At 70.7% G+C, this 19,008-nt stretch carries 18 protein-coding genes; 11 read left to right on the top strand and 7 right to left on the bottom strand.

The annotated features are described in order from the left end of the window. The first annotated feature begins 29 nt into the window (after positions 1-29). From FKR81_RS34325 to xylA, 4 genes are all read left to right on the top strand, one after another. Positions 30-587, top strand: coding sequence for a GNAT family N-acetyltransferase (locus FKR81_RS34325; protein WP_146358392.1), 558 nt, complete (start codon positions 30-32; stop codon positions 585-587). A 79-nt stretch (positions 588-666) separates the two neighbouring features. After that, on the top strand, positions 667-1,341 hold the full coding sequence (locus FKR81_RS34320) for an HAD family hydrolase (protein ID WP_146358437.1): 675 nt from the start codon (positions 667-669) through the stop codon (positions 1,339-1,341). Next, positions 1,338-3,677, top strand: coding sequence for a glycoside hydrolase family 65 protein (locus tag FKR81_RS34315; RefSeq protein WP_146358391.1), 2,340 nt, complete (start codon positions 1,338-1,340; stop codon positions 3,675-3,677). Before FKR81_RS34320 ends, FKR81_RS34315 begins: the two co-directional genes overlap by 4 nt. A 36-nt stretch (positions 3,678-3,713) precedes the next feature. Continuing rightward, on the top strand, positions 3,714-4,871 hold the full coding sequence (gene xylA / locus FKR81_RS34310) for a xylose isomerase (RefSeq protein ID WP_146358390.1): 1,158 nt from the start codon (positions 3,714-3,716) through the stop codon (positions 4,869-4,871). 98 nt (positions 4,872-4,969) lie between these two features. On the opposite strand, the gene FKR81_RS34305 is transcribed toward xylA, so the two are convergent. Further along, positions 4,970-5,989: a glucose 1-dehydrogenase gene (locus FKR81_RS34305; protein ID WP_146358389.1), complete on the bottom strand. Its 1,020-nt coding sequence runs from the start codon at positions 5,987-5,989 to the stop codon at positions 4,970-4,972. A gap of 91 nt (positions 5,990-6,080) precedes the next feature. On the opposite strand from FKR81_RS34305, the gene FKR81_RS34300 reads away from it, so the two are divergent. Next, positions 6,081-7,262, top strand: a complete 1,182-nt coding sequence (locus FKR81_RS34300) for a beta-1,3-glucanase family protein (protein ID WP_235921966.1) — start codon at positions 6,081-6,083, stop codon at positions 7,260-7,262. On the opposite strand, the gene FKR81_RS34295 is transcribed toward FKR81_RS34300, so the two are convergent. Continuing rightward, positions 7,249-8,157: a hypothetical protein gene (locus tag FKR81_RS34295; protein ID WP_146358388.1), complete on the bottom strand. Its 909-nt coding sequence runs from the start codon at positions 8,155-8,157 to the stop codon at positions 7,249-7,251. The two genes, FKR81_RS34300 and FKR81_RS34295, sit on opposite strands and share 14 nt — an antisense overlap. A 128-nt stretch (positions 8,158-8,285) precedes the next feature. Between FKR81_RS34295 and FKR81_RS34290 the strand changes: the two genes are divergently transcribed. The 4 genes from FKR81_RS34290 (at position 8,286) to FKR81_RS43940 (ending at position 11,871) form a co-directional block, all read left to right on the top strand. Next, positions 8,286-9,593 carry a hypothetical protein gene (locus FKR81_RS34290; protein ID WP_146358387.1) on the top strand — a complete coding sequence of 436 codons (1,308 nt, stop codon included), beginning with the start codon at positions 8,286-8,288 and terminating at the stop codon, positions 9,591-9,593. 120 nt (positions 9,594-9,713) lie between these two features. Continuing rightward, positions 9,714-10,391: a response regulator transcription factor gene (locus tag FKR81_RS34285; RefSeq protein ID WP_146358386.1), complete on the top strand. Its 678-nt coding sequence runs from the start codon at positions 9,714-9,716 to the stop codon at positions 10,389-10,391. Next, on the top strand, positions 10,388-11,722 hold the full coding sequence (locus FKR81_RS34280; protein WP_146358385.1) for a HAMP domain-containing sensor histidine kinase: 1,335 nt from the start codon (positions 10,388-10,390) through the stop codon (positions 11,720-11,722). Before FKR81_RS34285 ends, FKR81_RS34280 begins: the two co-directional genes overlap by 4 nt. Further along, entirely contained in the window at positions 11,710-11,871 is a 162-nt protein-coding gene (locus FKR81_RS43940; RefSeq protein ID WP_186763345.1) for a hypothetical protein, read from the top strand. Before FKR81_RS34280 ends, FKR81_RS43940 begins: the two co-directional genes overlap by 13 nt. A gap of 4 nt (positions 11,872-11,875) precedes the next feature. Here the strand turns inward: FKR81_RS43940 and FKR81_RS34275 are convergent, their stop codons facing one another. Genes FKR81_RS34275 through FKR81_RS34260 form a run of 4 tightly spaced genes read right to left on the bottom strand, consistent with a single transcriptional unit; the run spans position 11,876 to position 16,085 of the window. Beyond that, positions 11,876-13,117, bottom strand: a complete 1,242-nt coding sequence (locus FKR81_RS34275) for a GGDEF domain-containing protein (RefSeq protein WP_235921965.1) — start codon at positions 13,115-13,117, stop codon at positions 11,876-11,878. 57 nt (positions 13,118-13,174) lie between these two features. Further along, a complete protein-coding gene (locus FKR81_RS34270) occupies positions 13,175-14,347 on the bottom strand; it encodes an MFS transporter (protein ID WP_146358384.1) in 1,173 nt (390 codons plus the stop codon). Positions 14,348-14,379: 32 nt separating this feature from the next. Further along, positions 14,380-15,201, bottom strand: a complete 822-nt coding sequence (locus FKR81_RS34265) for an ABC transporter permease (RefSeq protein WP_146358383.1) — start codon at positions 15,199-15,201, stop codon at positions 14,380-14,382. Beyond that, positions 15,201-16,085: an ABC transporter ATP-binding protein gene (locus FKR81_RS34260; protein WP_146358382.1), complete on the bottom strand. Its 885-nt coding sequence runs from the start codon at positions 16,083-16,085 to the stop codon at positions 15,201-15,203. Before FKR81_RS34260 ends, FKR81_RS34265 begins: the two co-directional genes overlap by 1 nt. 99 nt (positions 16,086-16,184) lie before the next feature. Here FKR81_RS34260 and FKR81_RS34255 point away from each other — a divergent pair, with 99 nt between their 5' ends. Further along, the gene (locus FKR81_RS34255) at positions 16,185-17,240 is read left to right on the top strand and encodes a sensor histidine kinase (protein ID WP_146358381.1); all 1,056 of its coding nucleotides are present in this window, start codon (positions 16,185-16,187) and stop codon (positions 17,238-17,240) included. After that, a complete protein-coding gene (locus tag FKR81_RS34250) occupies positions 17,237-17,881 on the top strand; it encodes a response regulator (RefSeq protein ID WP_146358380.1) in 645 nt (214 codons plus the stop codon). The genes FKR81_RS34255 and FKR81_RS34250 overlap by 4 nt, the downstream gene beginning before the upstream one ends. Here the strand turns inward: FKR81_RS34250 and FKR81_RS34245 are convergent. Next, on the bottom strand, positions 17,867-18,967 hold the full coding sequence (locus FKR81_RS34245) for a nucleotide disphospho-sugar-binding domain-containing protein (RefSeq protein WP_146358379.1): 1,101 nt from the start codon (positions 18,965-18,967) through the stop codon (positions 17,867-17,869). The two genes, FKR81_RS34250 and FKR81_RS34245, sit on opposite strands and share 15 nt — an antisense overlap. Between the last annotated feature and the right edge of the window lie 41 nt (positions 18,968-19,008).

The following is a 19,008-nucleotide window of genomic DNA, read 5'->3' as shown; positions in this document are numbered from 1 at the left end:
CCTGGACTCTTGCGGTGTACGCCGAACGCATGCACATCACCCTCGCGACCTCGGCCGACGTCGGCCGCGTCGCCGACATGATCACCCGCGCGTTCCACGACCTCCCGCCGTCGCGGTGGCTCGTCCCCGACCCGGCCGCGCGCGCGGAGCTCACCCGCGCGAACTTCACCACGTGGATCGCGCACGCGCTCAAGCACGGCCACGTCGACCTGCTCGACGACGCCCGAGCCGCCGCTGTCTGGTTCCACCCCGACGAAGGCCCGGTCCCGCTGCCGGACGACTACGCGTCCACCGGCCGGTTCCGGCTCATGGACGACACGTTCGCCGCACACCACCCCGCGGACGACCGGCACCACCACCTGTCGTTCCTCGCCGTCGAGCCCGCCCACCAACGACGGGGACTCGGCACAGCGATGCTGAACCACCACCACAGAACGCTCGACGAACGCGGGCTCTCCGCGTTCCTCGAAGCCAGCTCCCCGGCCAACGTCGAGTTCTACCTGGAAAGCGGTTACCACGTGCTGGGTGAGCCCTACCGATTGCCAGAGGACGGGCCGCCGATGTGGCCCATGTGGCGGCAGGCCTGACGGTCGTGTGCCGCCCGTCCGGTGCACGACCGGCCGGGCGGGTGCATGCTGGGTGGGAGCCGCCAACGTGAGGAGTCCGATGCTCGGCCTGCCCGACGACACGCGTGCCGTCCTGTTCGACCTGGACGGAGTGCTCACCAGCACGGCCGTTCTGCACCGCGAAGCGTGGAAGAAGACGTTCGAGGACTATCTCGGCGAACCGTTCACCGAGGACGACTACCTGCGCTACGTGGACGGTCGGCCCCGCTACGAGGGCGTGCGGACCTATCTCGAGTCGCGCGGGCTCCAGCCGGCCGAGGACACCGTGCGGCAGGTCGGCGACCGCAAGAACGCGCTCATCGACCAGATCATCAGCGAACGCGGTGTCCAGCCCTACCCCGGCTCGGTCGCCTACGTGGAGGCCGTCGAGGCCGCGGGCCTGCCCATTGGCGTCGTCACGTCGTCCGCGAACGCCACGCGCGTGCTCGAGGCGGCCGGGCTGACCCGGTTCGTGAAGGCGCAGATCGACGGGCTGGTGATCACGCGAGAAAACCTGCGCGGCAAGCCCGCACCGGACTCGTTCTTGGCCGGAGCGCGCGCCTTGGGCGTCGAACCGGCGCACGCGGCGGTGTTCGAGGACGCCATCGCCGGTGCCCAGGCGGGACACGCCGGCGGCTTCGGGTACGTCGTCGGAGTCGACCGCGGTGCCGGGGAGAAGGCGCTGAGCGAAGCGGGCGCGAACATCGTCGTCAAGGACCTGGCGGAGTTGCTGTGAGCTACGCGATCGAACCGTGGCAGCTGCGCTGGCGGGGACTGGCCGTCGACCAGCTGCGCCGCACCGAGTCGACGTTCGCGCTGTCGAACGGCCACATCGGCCTGCGCGGGACGTTGGACGAGGGCGAGCCGCGCGGCCTGCCCGGCACGTACCTGAACGGCTTCTACGAGGAGCACGACCTGCCGTACGGCGAGGCGGGCTACGGGTACCCGGAGGCCGGTCAGACGATCGTCAACGTCACCGACGGCAAGATCATCCGGTTGCTGGTCGAGGACGAGCCGCTGGACATGAGGTACGGCCGGGCGCTGGAGCACGAGCGGGCGCTGGACTTCCGCACCGGCACGCTGCGCAGGCGCACCGTGTGGGAGTCACCGACCGGCCGGGTCGTGACGGTGCGCAGCGAGCGGCTGGTGTCGTTCACGCAGCGCGCGGTCGCCGCGATCCACTACGAGGTCGAGCCGCAGGACGACCTGCAGCTCGTGGTGCAGTCGGACCTGCTGGCCAACGAGCCGATCGAGCGGCACACCAACGACCCCCGCGTCGCCGCCGCGCTGGACGCACCGCTGATCTCCGAGTTCACCTACGCCGAGGACAAGCGCGCCGTGCTCGCGCACCGCACGCGCCGTTCCGGCCTGCGGATGGCCGCCGCGATGGACCACGTGCTGAGCGTGGAGAACGGCGTCCACACCGCGATCAGCGCCGAGGACGACCTGGCGCGCTTCACCGCCGCCGTCGACGTGCCCGCGGGCGGTTGCCTGCGGCTGACCAAGTTCCTCGGCTACGGCTGGTCGGGACAGCGGTCGGCTCCCGCGCTGCGCGCCCAGGTCGAGGCCGCGCTGGCCGGCGCGTTGCAGACCGGCTGGGACGGGATGCTGGCCGAGCAGCGCGCGTTCCTCGACGACTTCTGGGAGGTCGCGGACATCACGCTGGACGGCGACGACGAACTCCAGCAAGCGGTCCGGTTCGCGCTGTTCCACGTGCTGCAGGCGGGGGCGCGCGGCGAGACTCGTGCGATCCCCGGCAAGGGCCTGACCGGTCCCGGCTACGACGGACACGCATTCTGGGACACCGAGATCTTCGTCCTGCCCATCCTCACCTACACGCTGCCCGAGGCCGCGCGCGACGCGCTGCGCTGGCGTCACTCCACTTTGGACAAAGCACGCGAACGCGCCCGCGTGCTGGGACTCGACGGCGCGGCCTTCCCGTGGCGTTCGATCAACGGCGCCGAGTGCTCGGCCTACTGGCCCGCCGGAACCGCGGCGTTCCACGTGTCCGGCGACGTGGCCTACGCGACCGCGCAGTACCTCGACGCGACCCAGGACGAGGCGTTCGACCGCGGGTGCGCGGTGGAGCTGCTGGTGGAGACCGCGCGGCTGTGGACGTCGCTCGGCCACCACGATCGGCACGACGGGTTCCGCATCGACGGCGTCACCGGCCCGGACGAGTACTCCGCGATCGTGGACAACAACATCTACACGAACCTGATCGCACAAAGGAACTTCCGCGCCGCCGTCGACGCGTGCACCCGGCACCCCTCGGTGGCAGCCTCGTTGGACGTGTCCCCGGACGAGCTCGCGGCGTGGACGTCCGCGGCGGACAAGATGACCATCCCGTACGACACGCTGCTGGAGGTGCATCCGCAGTCCGAGAACTTCACCAAGCACGCGGAGTGGGACTTCGAGAACACTCCCGAGGACTGCTACCCGCTGCTGCTGAACTACCCGTACTTCGACCTGTACCGCAAGCAGGTCGTGAAGCAGGCGGACCTGGTGCTGGCCATGCAGCTGCGCGGCGACGCCTTCACCGCCGAGCAGAAGGAACGCAACTTCGCCTACTACGAGGCGCGGACCGTGCGCGACTCGTCGCTGTCCGCCGGAACGCAGGCCGTGCTCGCCGCCGAGGTCGGGCACCTCGAGCTGGCGTACGACTACCTGCTGGAAGCCGCCTACACGGACCTGCACGACCTGCACGACAACGTCCACAACGGACTGCACATGGCCTCACTGGCCGGCGCGTGCGCGGCGATCGTCGCCGGGTTCGGCGGGATGCGCGACCACTCGGGCCTCACGTTCGCACCCCGCCTTCCCCTCTGCCTGCGGGGCTACACGTTCCGCCTGTGCTTCCGCAACACCAGGTTCTGCGTGTCGGTGACGTCGTCGTCCGCCACGTACGAGATCATCTCCGGCGGCGCGCTGGAGCTGCACCACCACGGCGAGCCGATCACCGTGAAGCCCGACTCCCCCGTCACGATGCCCATCCCGCCCACGCCGTCCCCGCCGCGCCCCGCGCAGCCGTTCGGACGCGAACCACGTGCCAGGATTCCGAACGGCACATGACTTGCGGAACGCGCTCCCACGAAGTTGGCTGAGGGGGTGGACGCCTACGCACCTCGCCCCGAGCACAAGTTCAGCTTCGGCCTGTGGACCGTCGGCTGGCGCGGCGCCGACCCGTTCGGCCTGCCGACCCGCGAGCCACTGGAGGCCACCGAGGCGGTGGAGCGGCTCGCGGAGCTGGGTGCGTGGGGCATCAGCTTCCACGACGACGACCTGATCCCCTTCGGGGCTTCCGCGTCGGAACGCTCCTCTCGTGTCGACGCGTTCCGCAAGGCGCTGGACGCCTGCGGCCTGGTCGTGCCGATGGCCACCACGAACCTGTTCACGCACCCGGTGTTCAAGGACGGCGCGTTCACCGCGAACGACCGGGACGTGCGCCGGTACGCGTTGCGCAAGACGCTGCGCAACATCGACCTGGCCGCATCTCTCGGCGCGTCCACGTACGTCCTGTGGGGCGGCCGCGAGGGCGCGGAGTCACCCGCCGCCAAGGACGTCGGCTGCGCGCTGGACCGGTACGCCGAGGCGCTCAACCTGCTGTGCTCCTACGTGCGCGACCAGGGTTATCCGATCCGGTTCGCTCTCGAGCCGAAGCCGAACGAGCCACGCGGCGACATCCTGCTGCCGACGATCGGCCACGCGCTCGGGTTCATCTCGCAACTCGAGGAACCGTCGCGCGTCGGGCTCAACCCGGAGGTCGGGCACGAGCAGATGGCCGGGCTGTCGATGGTGCACGGCGTCGCGCAGGCGTTGTGGCAGGACAAGCTGTTCCACATCGACCTCAACGGCCAGAACGGGCCCCGCTACGACCAGGACCTGCGCTTCGGCAACGGGGACGTCAAGACCGCATTCTTCCTGGTGGACCTGTTGGAGCGCGCCGGGTACTCCGGGCCGCGGCACTTCGACTTCAAGCCTGCCCGGACCGAGGACTACTCGGGCGTGTGGGCCGCCGCGGCCGGGTGCATGCGGAACTACCTGATCTTCGCCGAGCGGGCTCGGGCGTTCCGGGCCGACCCCGAGGTGCAGGAAGCTCTGCTGGCGTCCCGTGTGGACGGTCTGGCTGTGCCGACGGTCGGGCCGGACGAGACGTTGGCTTCGCTGGCGGACGACGCGTTCGACGTCGAGGAGGCCGCGGTGCGCGGGATGCACTACGAGCGGCTGGACCAGCTCGCACTGGACCACTTGTTCGGTGTCCGCTAGGCGCGGCACTGTTCGTCGGCCAGCGCGGCCGTACGACACCGCAAGTCCGCCCGAAAGCAGCAGGTCAACGCGTTGCATGTCCTTGGGACATACGGATTTCAACCACTCAGGTCCAGCACGACTTTCACGTCGTCAGGCCGGGTCTCGAAGGCCTCGACAAAACCGTCGAGCGGGACTCTCCTGGTGATGAGATCGGCCAGCCAGGAGAGGTCCACTCGCGACAGGATCTCGGCGGCGGCGCGGTAGTGCCACAGGTTCGAGTTGACGGTGCCGAAGACGACCTGGTTGGACAGCACCATGTTCCGGTTGAGCAGGCCGGCGTCGACGGTCAGCCGTTCCTCCGAGGGAACTCCGGTCAGACACACGATTCCGTTGCGGGCCACCGAGTCGAGCACGTCGAACACCAGCCGGGGCGCGCCGGTCGCCTCGATCGCGACGTCCGGGAACAGCTTGGTGGGCATCGACGTGTGGTAGGTCGCCCCCAACCTCTCCACGAGCGATGGTTTCGGGCCTGACGTGGCCTGGTCGAGCACGTGCACGTCCAGGCCGCGGTTGACGCCGATCATCGCGGCGAGCAGTCCGATCGGGCCCGCGCCGGTGATCAGGACGGTGGACGGTTCGAACCAGCTGCGCGCGCTGATGCGGGAGATCTGCTCCCACGCCTTGACGACGATCGAGGTCGGCTCCACGAGCACACCGACGGAGTGCAGGACCGGGTCCAGGCGGACCGTGAAATCGACCGGGACGGTCCAGAGCGTGCTGCCGTAGCCGTCGATGCCGGTGATGCCGCGCTCGGTGTACTCGCCGTTGCGGCACATGTCGAACTCGCCCCGCGAGCACGCCGGGCACGGCACGGGATCCGGGCGGCGCACGACGCCGACGACGTAGTCGCCCACCTCGAAGTCGCCTGCCGGTGTGAGAACCCGGCCCAGTGACTCGTGGCCGAGCACCAGGCGGCCCGCGGTGCCGAACTCGCCGCGGACGATCTCGCGGTCGGTGCCGCAGATGCCGATGGCCAAGCCCTCGACCAGCAGTTCTCCGGCGAGAGGAACCGGATCGGGCACCTCGTCGAGCGAGAGCGAGCCGGCGTCCGCGGGGTCGACCATCAGTGCGCGCATGATCCGAATGTTCACCCCATTGACACGTCACGGCAACGGCACGGACTATGAGAGCGCTCTCACACTGCCCCCTGCCTCGTGAGGAGATGCTGTGCGCAAGCACTTCCGGTCAGCCATGACGCTGATCGTGTCCGTCCTCGTCGGACTGGCAACGTTGTCAGCACCGTCGGCACAGGCGGCACCGCCGAGCATGTTGCCGCTGACCGTCCAGAACAACTCCGGCCGCGGCGACGCGGTGTACCTGTACGTCACCGGCATCCTGAACGGCAGGGCCGGCTACCTGAACGCGAGCGGCGGGTTCACGCCGTGGACCGGCGGCGCGATCCCACCGAGTCCCGCGCCGGACGCGTCGATACCCGGTCCCGGCAACGGCGGCAGCAGGACGCTGCAGATCCCGCTCGGTCTGGCCGGTGGCCGGATGTACATGTCGTTCGGGCAGAAGCTGAAGTTCTTCCTCGTGCCCGGCGGCAACCTGGTGCAGCCCGCGCCGTGGGCGGCGGGTGACGCGAACCGCGACATCCTGTTCGACTGGAGCGAGTTCACCTACGACAACGGCGGTCTGTGGCTGAACAGCTCGCAGGTCGACATGTTCAGCGTCCCGCACGCGGTCGAGGTGACGACCGGCACCGGCGCCGTGAAGCGGACCGGTCAGCTCGTGTCCGGCGGCCGCAACCGGATCTTCGACCAGCACCAGGCGCTCGGCGGCGACTGGGCCCGTCTCGTGTACAGCGCGGGCGGCCAAAGGCTGCGCGTGCTGAACCCGAGCAAGGGCCTGGACGCGGGTGTGTTCAACGCCAACTACTTCAACAGCTACGTCGCCGGCGCGTGGTCGACCTACCAGTCGCAGCCGCTGACCGTCGTGCCCTACGAGAACCAGCCCGGTGTCCGGTTCACCGGCCGCACCAGCGGTGGCGTCCTCAACTTCACCAACACCTCCGGTGGGCACGTCGCGTCGTTCCAGCAGCCGTCGAGCCGCGACATCTTCAACTGCGACGGCAGGCTGGCCGCGCCGAACAACGACATCGGGGCGATCTCGCGTTCGCTGTGCGCGGCGCTGAACCGGTCGACGCTGGGCTTCCTGCACACCCAGCCGACGACCAACCCCAGCCAGTTCTACACGCGGGCGACCACCAACCACTACTCGAAGATCATCCACCAGAACATGGTGGACGGTAAGGCGTACGGGTTCGCGTTCGACGACGTCGGCCACTTCGAGTCGCTCGTGCACGACCCGAACCCGCGGGCGGCGAAGGTGACGCTCACGTCGTTCTGATCATCGCGATCACGGACTCGTCGAGCTGACCGACCGTCTGGTCGGGCCGCAGGAGACGGCGACATCCGTCGAGCTCGACCACGACGGATGTCGCCTCGCCCGGAACGCTGAGCAGAGCGAACTTCGTGTGCTGCGCGGTGCACACGGCGGCGGGGACGGCGTTGTCGAGTGCGGCCAGCAGCGACTTGGCAGCGTCGTCCCTGATCGTGTGTCCCGCGACGAACTTCCCGACCTCCTGCTGAGTCTCGTAGACGCAGACGCCGATCGCGCCGACCGCGGTCCGCCAGATCGGCGTCGCCGGCCCCGGCTCAGCGCTGCTCGCCTCGATCGCGATGAGGTCCTTGTACGACTCCGAGCACCCGGCGTCCATCGACTGCTGGCTCTGCACCTGCACCACCGGCGTCTCCGCGATCGTGCGGAACGGCAGCGCCTCCAACGCCTTGCGCGCCTCGATCCGCGGCTTGCCGCACGAGTCGACCGGCACCTGGGGCAGAACCGCCCTTCCGGCCGCGTCGACCAGCAGGAAGTACGGCGGCACCACCAACTCCATCGTGCACGCGCTGGCGGTCGGGCCGTCGGACGGCCTGCGCAGCTGGTCGACCAGCTCCTGCGCGTTGGTGTCGGAACGTTCGGCGATCTGGATGGTCCACTCGCCCTTGCCCTGAATCTCGCGGACCTCGGTGCGGCAGCGCAGCACCCAGGTCGTGGCGAACCCGTCGGGGATGCTGCCCCTGGTCACCTGCTCGCCGCCGGGGAGCGGGTCCTTGTCCGGGGGCGGGCAGTTCGGGTCGGCCCAGACCGGCGGGGCGATCGTCTGGACCAAGCCGAGCGGTGCTTTGCCGCCGCATCCCGCCACGACGAGCAACACCGTTATCGCGCATGCCTTCCACCGCACCACGCCCACCCCCGTCGCTTCTCGTGGTGAGGACGGTGCGGAGGTGCCGGGAGGTTGCACGGCACCGGGCGTAACGATCAGCGGCCTCGCGGGGAAAGTCAGGAAAGCCTGCCGCGAGGAGGTGCCGGTTGAAGGTCGCGATCGCCGTCGTGTGCGTCCTGCTCGCGCTGGGCCTCGGTGGATGGGTCTGGTACCTGTCCGGCCTCTCCCTGCAGGACAAGGACAGCGCGTCGAGCGTGCTGGCCGGCGTCGCCGCGGTGATCTTCGGGGTGACGGGTGTGGTGCTCGGCGTCGCCGCGCTGCGCCAGCGGTCCGAGCAGGCGGCGGGCATGGTCGGCGAACGAGGCGTGCAGGGCACGATCAACGCGCCGGTGATCACCGGCGACCACAACACGATCACCGGCTGGTCGCCGCGGGCGATGTGGGTGATCGGCGTGATCGTGGCGCTGGCGGCGTCGGCGTCGATCGCGTCCGTCGTCATCGCGCTGCGCGGCGATCCGCCGGTGCGGCTCGGGGCGTACACGGTGACGGTGCGCGGCAGTGCGATCGGCGGTGACCCGTTCGAGCTGCAGGGTGAGCTGCGGATCCGGAAGGCGACGGACGGGCAGCCGTACGAGTGGTGCATGAAGGTGGGGTTCCCGATGGGGACGCCGAAGCCGGGCGCCATCTGGTTCGGCACCAACGGGACGTGCTTCGGCAAGGGTGCGGACAAGCCGGTGGCGACCGTCCGCGAGTCCGGCGGCGAGCACACGCTCACGCCGCTCAGCCCTCCTCCTCCACTGGACCAGTCGGCGAACACGTTCACCGCCACGTCCGGGCTGCTGGCCGTCGCGTACCAGCCGAACGCGGGCGACGTGCGGTTCCGCGCCACCGAGCAGCGGCAGGAAGGCACGCTGAGCCTGCAGGGACTGGCGTTGAGCGGGCTGAGCACGCCCGGCACGTTCACCGCGACGTTCACAGCGGTGCTGGTGTCCGACGACCCCGAGGCGCAAGTGTCGTCGCCGATCGACCCGGCGTTCGGCGAGAGCGAACAGCCTGCTCCGCCGCCGGACGTCAAGGGCACGCGGTACACCATCCGGACCATCACGTCGTTCAAGGCGAAGGCGGGCAGCGAGCAGTTCGAGGCATCGGCGCGCAGCCGGTTCGCGGCGGCCGTGTTCGTCATCGACGCCCGCGAGGACGGGGCGTTCGTGTACGACCCGCCGGACGCGCGCGACGACGTCTTCCCCATCACCGGCAAGGTGCTGAACACCGGACCGGTGCACGTCCTCGCTGGTAGCCGGGACGCGGGAAGCGGGCTCACGGCCGCGCACGCGGAGGTCGGCGGCACGCTCGACCTGACGGGGCAGGCACCCGTGGTGCGGTTGACGTTGAAGACGACCACCGGAATGGGCACGGAGTCGACCTACGAGGTGGAGGCCGTGCTGCAGTCCTGAGGAGAAATTTCGCGTACCGGCCACGCCCGGCTGAACCAATTGCAGTCTTGATTTTGAGACTGGTGAGCACCACTGTGTGAAGGCCGCCGCCGCGGCTCGCACAAGGTGGAGTCGGCGACCATGCAGGTGCGGATCTTGCTCGTCGAGGACGACGAGCGCATCCGGCAGGCCCTCGGCCTGGCACTCGGCGACGAGGGTTTCGACGTCGAAGACGCGTCGTCCGGCGAACAGGCCTTGCGACGACTCGACAACGAGGCGTTCGACGTCGTGCTGCTCGACCTCGGGCTGCCCGGTGTGGACGGTCTCGAGGTGTGCCGGACGCTCCGGTCGCGCGGTGATCTGCCGATCATCGTGGTGACCGCGCGGGCCGACGCGCAGGACGTGATCGCCGGGCTCGAAGCGGGCGCGGACGACTACGTCACCAAACCACTCATGGCCAGTGTGCTGGCGGCGCGCATCCGCGCGTTGCTCAGGAGACGCGGGCCCGGCCGGGCCGGGGACACGCTGAGGATCGGTGACATCGAGATCCGCACCCAGGAGGGCCTGGTGCACCGGGCCGGGGCAGAGGTGCACCTGACGCGCACCGAGTTCCGGCTGCTCGTCGAGCTCGCGGGCGCCGCGGGGCGGATCGTGTCGCGCGAGCAGCTGCTGCAACGCGTGTGGGGCTACGACTACTTCGGCGACACCCGGCTGCTGGACGTGCACATCCGCAGGTTGCGCCGCAAGATCGAGCCCAACCCGGACGACCCCGCCGTCGTGCTCACCGTGCGCGGTGCCGGATATCGGATCCACACATGAGGCGCATTTCGCTGCACTGGCGGGTCGCGATCATCCTCGGGTTCGGTTCGCTGCTGGTCACGGCCGTGCTCGCGACGGCGACGTGGAACCTCGCGTCCGGCTACATGATCCGCCAGCGCGAGGGCAGCGCGGTGCGGCAGGCCGAGGTCAACGTGCGGCTGGTGGAGAAGTCGCTCGACTCGACCGGGCTCGACGAGCTGCTGACCGGTCTCACCACCGGGCCGGACTCCAGCATCCTCGTGCTGCGACCGGGGAACCTGCTCACCGCCGGACGTCCGGTGCGCGTCGACGACCTGCCGTCACGACTGGTCGACCTCGGGCGCGAGGGGGTCGCGGCGCGGCAGCGGACCGTCGTGAAGGACCTGCCGGTGATCGCGGTGACGATGCCGGTCGCCAACTCCGTGTACGTCGAGCTGTTCCCGCTGGAGCAGCTGGACCGGGCGTTCCACTACATCAGCAGCCTGCTGATCGCCGGGACGGTCGCGAGCGCCCTGCTCGGGGCCGTGCTGGGGTCGTGGGCGAGCAGGCGTGCGCTGCGGCCGTTGAGCGAGCTGAACAGCGCCGCGACCCGCATCGCGGGCGGCGACCTGCAGGCCAGGCTGCCGGAGCAGGGCGACCCCCACCTCGCGACGCTCGCCGCGACGTTCAACTCGACGGCCGAGGCGCTGGAACAACGGGTGCGCCGCGACGCGCGGTTCGCCAGCGACGTGTCGCACGAGCTGCGGTCGCCGCTGACGACCATGGTCAACGCCGGTGAGGTGCTGCGGCGCAGGCTGTCGCTGCTGCCCGGTCCGGCGGGCCGCGCGCTGGAGCTGCTGACGTCCGAGGTCGACCGGTTCTCCCGGATGGTCGTGGACCTGCTGGAGATCTCGCGCGACGACCAGACCGACGACCGGACCCGCGAGGAGGTCGACCTGGGTGCGCTGGTGCGCAACGTGGTCGCCACCCGGCCGCAGCTGTCGGAGGTGCCGATCGAGGTGTCCGAACCTCCGGTCGTGGTGGTGGCCGACCGGCGCCGGTTGGACCGGGTGCTGACCAACCTGCTCGACAACGCCGAGCGCCACGCGGGCGGCCCGGTGCGGCTCGCCGTGCTGCGCGGGGACGGCGTCGCCCGGCTCGAGGTCGACGACGCGGGCCCCGGCGTGCCCGCAGAGCTGCGGGAACGCATCTTCGAGCGGTTCGCGCGCGGCACCAGGGGCGGCGAGTCGGGCAGCGGGCTGGGGCTCGCGCTCGTCAGCGAGCACGTGAAGCGGCACGGCGGGTGCGTGTGGGTGCAGGACCGCGACCCCGGCGGCGCCCGGTTCGTGGTGGAGCTGCCGTGCGCTGGGTGATGCTGGCCGCCGCACTCGTCCTCACCGGCTGCGGTGTGGACCACCAGGACGAGCCGGTGCAGATCAGCAGGTCCGCTCCCCCGCCGAGCACCCCGCTGGTCACCGAACGCCCGTGCCCGCTGACCAGCTCGGCGGCTCCCGCGCCGTGACCCGCTACTGGCGTTCGGCCGGGGACCACGGCTGGCGGCGGTCGCGTCCGGCGAACTGGACCTGGTCGCGTCCGCTGCGCTTGGCCCGGTAGAGGGCCGCGTCGGCGGCCGCGAGGAGGCCCTCGATCGTGTCCTCGGCGACGTCCGGCCACACCGCGACGCCGATGCTGACGCCCAGCCCGCCGACCGCGCCGACGCTCAGCCCGTGCACCTGGGTGCGGATGCGTTCGGCGATGACCGTCGCCTCGGCCTCGTCGACACCGGGCAGCAGGACGGCGAACTCCTCGCCGCCGAACCGGCCGACCGAGTCGCCGCGCCGCACCGCGCCGTCGAGGCACAGCGCGATCTGCCGCAGCACCTCGTCGCCCGCCTGATGGCCGTGCGTGTCGTTGATGTCCTTGAAGTGGTCCACGTCGACCATGAACAGGCCGAGCCGGGTGCCGGGCTGCTGTGCGAGCCGGTGCAGCTCCATCCGCGCCTGCAGGTGCCACGCCTCGGCGTTGAGCAGGCCGGTCTTGGTGTCCGTGCGGGCGGCGAGTTCCAGCTGGTGGATGAGCACCGTGCGGTGCAGCGCGACGGCCGCGACCACCATGGGCACTGCGAACCCCGGCCACCACAGCGTGCCGAGCGCGACGAACCCGCCCATCGCGAGCTGGCCCGCCTCCAGCAGGTTGTCGCCTGCCGTGCCGATCGCCTCGCGCGGATGCACCTTGGCCGTCATCAGCACGATGCCCGCGACCAGAGCCGTGTTGACCGTCCAATGGGTCACCCCGGACGCGACCAAGGAGAGCAGGTCGTTGAACCCGGATGGCGGACCATCCGTAAACCCGGTCAGCCGGGCAACCGCGCCGGCCGCCAGCACGACCAGCGTCATCATCGACGCGGTGAACACCGAGCGATGCGGTGGTCGGGAGGCGTCCCATCGGCCTACCATCCACCACCGGTGCAGGTAGATGACCGCGACCAGGAGCACAGCGGGTGGTGCGGGGAGTGCCAGTGCGCCAGCGAAGATCCAGATGCTGCACAGATCCACGTGCGGCACGCGGCTGTGGTCGCGCCTGATCCGCTCAATCCACTGGGAAGCCTGCAGGTGAGCGACCGCGCACGCGGCGAACACCGCGAACGTGATCCACGAGCGCGCGCTGACCGGACGCGCGGCGAGCACCGTCAGCGTCAGCGCGGCAACGTCCACCAGTAGGACGTAGGCCACCGCCCTGCGGGGCAGTGACCATAGGGACCAGGTCATGTTCGAAAGGTAACCCGTTCAAGGAGGTGAACACCATGCGCGACAAGATCTGGTGACTCAGGTGCGGGACCACGCGGCGGCCGCGGCGAGCGCCAGCACAGTTCCCGCGGCACCCGCCACTGCGATGGTGACGGCGGCGCTGCCCGTCCATGACGCGACAACGCCACCGAGCGCCACGCCGATCCCCTGCGCCGCGATGAGCCCGCTGCGGGCGAACCCGAGCGCCTGACCTCGGCGTTCGGGTGGCACGAGCTGGACGAACGTGGCGCCCGCGGTGATCTGGTAGGCGCTCGCGGCGCCGCTCAGCGCCAGCAGCACGAGCGCCGGGACGAGGCTCGGTGACGCCAGGTAGCCGAGCAGCGGCAGGCTCGTGAACACCGCCAGCACGCCCAGCCAGCGGGCCCTCGACGGCAGGAAGCGCAGCGCGAACGCGCCCACGATCATCCCGGCGGGATCGGCGGCCAGCAGCAGGCCCACCGCCGCCGCGCCGACCCCGATCTCGTCGGCGTACGGCGCCGCCAGCCCTTCCGGGACGACGCTGAACAGGGCGAGCCAGCCCAGCAGCATGAGGACGCGGAGCTGGCGGTCCGTCCACACCAGGCTCGCGCCGGCGCGGATCTGCCCCCACCACTGCGCCCAGTCCGTCCGGGAGACCTCCCGCGGCGCGGGACGTGCCTTCAGCCCGAACCGCAGCAGCACCGCCGACACCGCGAACGTGGCCGCGTCCACGGCCAGCGCGCCGGACGTCCCGAGCAGCGCCACCACCACGCCACCGCCGGCGAACCCGGCGAGCAGCCCAGCCTGGTGCGTCACGAGGTGCACGGACTGGCCGTCCTCGTACCGCTCCCCCAGCACCTCCGGCAGCAGCGCGCCCTGCGCGGCGGCGAACGGCGGCTCGGCGAGCTGCACCAGCACCAGCAGGCTCGCAACCAGCACCAACGGCGTGCCGGGGACGGCCATCAGCCCGACCAGCCCGGCCCGGACGAGGTCGCTGACCACCATCACGGTCCGCCGGGGGAACCGGTCCGCGAGCCCGCTCAGCAGCACGCCGGACACGAGGTTCGGCAGCATCGTCAACGCGTAGGTGAGCGCCGTCCACGCGGCCGAGTGCGTGCGGTCGAACACCAGGATCGACAGCGCGACGCGGGCGAGCTGGTCACCCGCGATCGAGAACAGGGACGCCGTCCACAGCGTTCTGAACTCTCCGATCGCGAACACACCAGCCCGCACGCGTCGCTCTCTTTCAATCAACACTGAAGCTATTACACCAAATCACGTCGCATGGTCGTCCAGCAGGCGATCACCGCGAACACCGAAAGGTAACCGGCGACCAGCAACGACGCCGTGGTTCCGCTCAACTCGGTCAGCACACCGGGTGCCCCGGTCGCCCCGAACGCACCCGCGAGGTTCCCCGCCGCGCCGCCCGGCAGCACCTTCGTCAGGTCCTCGACCGGCCCGAGCAGCGCGCCGACGCCGCGCAGCAGGTTCTCCACGACGACCGCCCACAGCAGCCCGAGCCCGACCGCGAGCGCAGGCCCGCGGGTGAGCACGCCGAGCACGACCCCCATCGCCGCCCACATCCCGGCGATCAGCACCGACGCGCCGAGGCCCTCGGCGAGGTGCCCGATCGACGGGAACGACCACGACTGGTCCTCGAGCGTCGCCACCAGCACGGACGCCCCGAAGTCCGCCACGAACGTCGCCGCCACCAGCAGCAGCACGATGGAGGCGAGCGCCGCCAGCGTGCCGCCCATCGCGGACAACCTGCGCGGGCCCGCCGTCAACGTGGTCTTCCAGGTGCCCCAGCCGTAACCGCTGCCGACCGCGAGCGCGGCCAGCACGATCACGATCGCGCCGCCGAACATCGGCAGGCCGCGCAGCACGGCCTCGGCCGACATCTCCGGCATCATCTGCGCCAGCAACTGCGCGCCGGACCGGCCGTTCTCAGCCTCGTCGCCGCTCTTGAAGGCGACGTAGTTGAACACGTACCCGAAGGTCAGCGTCATCACGAGCCACACGCCGATCAGCACCCACGTGGCGGGCCACTTGAACAGGCGCAACAGCTCCGCACGGTAGCTACCCATCACGACACAGCTCCTAGATCGTTCTTGGCGGTCATCTCGAAGAAGACCTCTTCCAACGTCCGGCGCAGCGGCCGGACCTCGCGGACCTCGACGTCCGCCTCGACGAGCTTGCGCACGATCACCGGCGCGTACTCCTCGGCCGCCTGCACGTGCAGCGCGCCGTCCACGACGACGCTGTCGTCCACGACCAGCGCCGCCTTCTCGATCGGGTCGGCGCGCACCAGCAGCACCGTGTCCCCGCGCAGCTCCGCGACGGTCGACTCGGCGACCAGCCTGCCGTTGGTGATCACACCGACGCGGTCGCAGATCTCCTCGACCTCGCCGAGGAGGTGGCTGGACAGCAGCACCGTCTGGCCCTGTTCGGCCAGTGCGCGCACCAGGTCGCGCATGTCGGCCATGCCCGCGGGGTCGAGCCCGTTCGTCGGCTCGTCCAGGATCAGCAGCTTCGGCTGGCCGAGCAGCGCGGCCGCGACGCCGAGGCGTTGCTTCATGCCGAGCGAGTACGAGCGGAACTTCGCGGCGGCGGCACCGGTCAGGTCCACCTGCTGGAGCACGGCCTCGACCTCGACGTCCCGCGCTCCCCTGCGCCGCGCGTGCACCCGCAGGTTGTCCCGGCCGGACAGGTAGGGGTAGAAGCCCGGTCCCTCGATGAGCGAGCCCACCTGGTGCAGGCCCTTCGGCGAGCCGGGCGGGTGGCCGAGCACGGTCGCGCTGCCGCCACTGGGCCGGATCAGGCCGAGCAGCATGCGCAACGTGGTCGTCTTGCCCGCGCCGTTGGGCCCGAGGAACCCGTAGACCTCGCCCTCGCGGACGTTCAGGTCGACCGCGTCGACCACGGCGCGCGAGCCGTAGCGCTTCGTCAGCTTCTCCGTTGTCACGATCATGCCGACAACTGTCGTGCGCGGACTCGTAGTTCGTCGTCCGCTCGGGAGCGGCTCGAAGATACGCACATCTGCGTACGCCCGGCGCCTTATCGTCGGAGCATGCGGATCTCGTGGCAGGACATGGCACTCACCGGGGCGCTGGTGGTGATCGGCTTCGGCGGTACCCGGTGGGCGGCTCTCCTGCAGAGCGCGGAAAGCCCAGGCGGGCTCGCGTACGGGCTGGTGGTGGTGGCCGCGCTCAGCGTGCTGTTCAGGTCGATCGCTCCACTCTGGACCTATGCGATGACGGTCACCTGCATCGCGGTGTACCTGTGGCTCGGCTACCCGTTCGGGCCGATCCTGCTGAGCGGGATCGCCGCGATGTACGCGGTGGCGCTGCGCTCGTCGGTCCGGACCATCCTGATCTGCGCCCTCCTCTACACCGCCGTGGTCGTGCCGAGGTTCGTCGCCGAACCGCTCGACATCCTGACCTGGTCCCTGGGCTGGATCTTCCTGCCCGCCGCGGTCGGTTTCGCGATGCGGATCCGGCGCCGGTCCGTCGCGGACACCCGCGAGCACGCGGTGACCGAGGAACGGCTGCTGCTCGCGCAGGAGGTGCACGACGTCGTCGGCCACGGGCTCGCGGTGATCGCGATGCAGGCCGGTGTCGCCCTGTACGTGCTCGACCGCGACCCGGCGAAGGCCCGCGCGTCGCTGGAGGCCATCCGCGACACCAGCCGTGACGCGCTGGACGGCCTGCGCGGCGAGCTGGACTCGTTGCGCGGCAACGCACCGCTGCGGCCGTCGACCTCCCTTGTGGACATCCCCGCGCTGGCGGCGCGGATGCGCTCGGCCGGCCTGCCGGTGTCGGTGGTGGTGTCCGCGGCGGATCTGCCCGAGGCGATCGAGACCGCCGCCTACCGGATCGTGCAGGAGTCGCTGACGAACGTGCTGCGGCACGCCGGTTCCGGCGTCACCGCGTCCGTCGAGGTGTCCGTGGTCGACAGCGTGCTCGTCGTGTCGGTCGTGGACACCGGTGCGACATCGGACTTCGTGGAGGGCCACGGCATCACCGGCATGCGCCGCCGCGCGACCTCGCTGGGCGGCACGCTGGACGCCGGACCTGACGAATCGGGCGGCTTCGCCGTCCGCGCCCGGATACCGTTGGCGTCATGATCAGGGTCGTGGTCGCGGACGATCAGGCGCTCGTCCGGATGGGCCTGCGCACGCTGCTGGAGACCGAACCGGACTGCCAGCTGATCGGGGAGGCCGCCGACGGGCGCGAGGCGCTCGCCCTGATCGGGCGGACGAAACCGGACGTCGCGTTCCTCGACATCCGCATGCCGTTCCTCGACGGGCTGGAGGTGCTGCGCCGCGTGTCGAGCGACCCGGCGCTCGACGCCGTGCGGGTCGTCATGCTGACGACGTTCGAGATCGACGAGTACGTGTTCGAGGCGCTGCGGTGCGGTGCGAGCGGGTTCCTGCTCAAGGACAGCGACCCCGGCGACCTGCTGCGCGCGGTGCACGTGGTCGCCGACGGCGGGTCGCTGCTCTCCCCCACCGTGACCCGCCGCGTGATCGAGCGGTTCTCGTCGGGCGCCTCCGCGAAACCCGTGCCGCACCTGGACAAGCTCACCGAACGCGAGCGCGAGATCATGCGGCACGTCGCGAGCGGCGCGTCCAACGACGAGATCGCCGAACGGCTCGTCATCAGTCCGGCGACCGTCCGCACGCACGTGTCGCGCGCGATGATCAAGCTGGGGGCGCGTGACCGCGCCCAGCTCGTCGTGTTCGCGGTCCAGTCAGGCCTGACGTGAGCTCGACAGGGTCGCCAGGCGGTTGATCAGCACCGGGGGCGGCGGCATGTCCGCGATCTCCCTGCTCACCTCGGACGCCGCCGCGCGCAGGCCGGGGTCGGTGAGCAGGCTGCCGACCAGGTCGGGGCTGATGTCCTCCGACGTGGCGCTCACGCCTGCTCCCCTGGCCGCCACCGCGGCGGCGGTGATGAAGCGGTCCGAGCCGTCGGGCAGCACGAGCTGCGGGACGCCGGCCGTCAGCGCCGCGAGCGCGGTGCCCGAGCCGCCGTGGTGGATCACCGCGTCGGACGTGCGGACCAGCGCGTCCCACGGCACCCAGCCGCACGGGGTGACGTTGGAGGGCAGCCCGCCCAGTCCGCTGATGTCGATGTCGCCCATGACGAGCACGAACTCGGCGTCCACCCCGGCCGCCGCGGACACGACGCGGTCCAGCCTGCTCAACCCGCCGACCTTCGGCGCCACCGTCCCCAGCGTCACCGCGATCCGGGCGCGCGGGCCGCGCGGGGGCACCACGCCCTCGCCGTTGTGCGAGACGGGACGCATCGGCCAGCCACGACTGACCCCGCCCACCATGCTCGGCGGTGCCACGTCGATGGACCACACCGGCTCCACCGGCACGGACAGCTGCGCCACCATCAGCTCGTGCAGCGGCGCGATGTCGGTGAACCCCAGGTCGTGCCGCACGGCGGGCACACCGGCGGCGGTGGCCGCGGCCGCCGCGGCCGGGAACAGGTACTCGTAGACCACCACGTCCGGCCGCCAGGACCTGGCCAGCTCGATCGCCCGGTCCACGACGAGGTCGTTGACCAGCGCGGCGAGTGGCACGAACGCGGCACGGTCGGCGGAGTTCGACTCCACGGTGCGCGCCATCTGCTCCGGGAGCTTCGCGGCGCCCAGCGCGCGCAGCTCGCGGCGCCAGTCGACGCCCGGCGCGATGTTCGCGAACGGCAGGTCACCGACCGCGGACTCGGCGCCGTCGAGCGACGCCACCAGCACCTCGTGCCCCGCCGATCGCGCGGCGTTCACCAGTGGAATCAACGGAAAGAGATGGCCTGCCGCGGGAACACCGCAGAACAACACGCGCATGACTCGCGATTGTCTACAGCCCAGAGCCGGTTATCAAGAAA

This window comes from Lentzea tibetensis (assembly GCF_007845675.1).
Classification (GTDB): domain Bacteria; phylum Actinomycetota; class Actinomycetes; order Mycobacteriales; family Pseudonocardiaceae; genus Lentzea; species Lentzea tibetensis.
The sequence above is the reverse complement of the archived record's forward strand: the minus strand, read 5'-3'. Positions and strand labels throughout refer to the sequence as shown.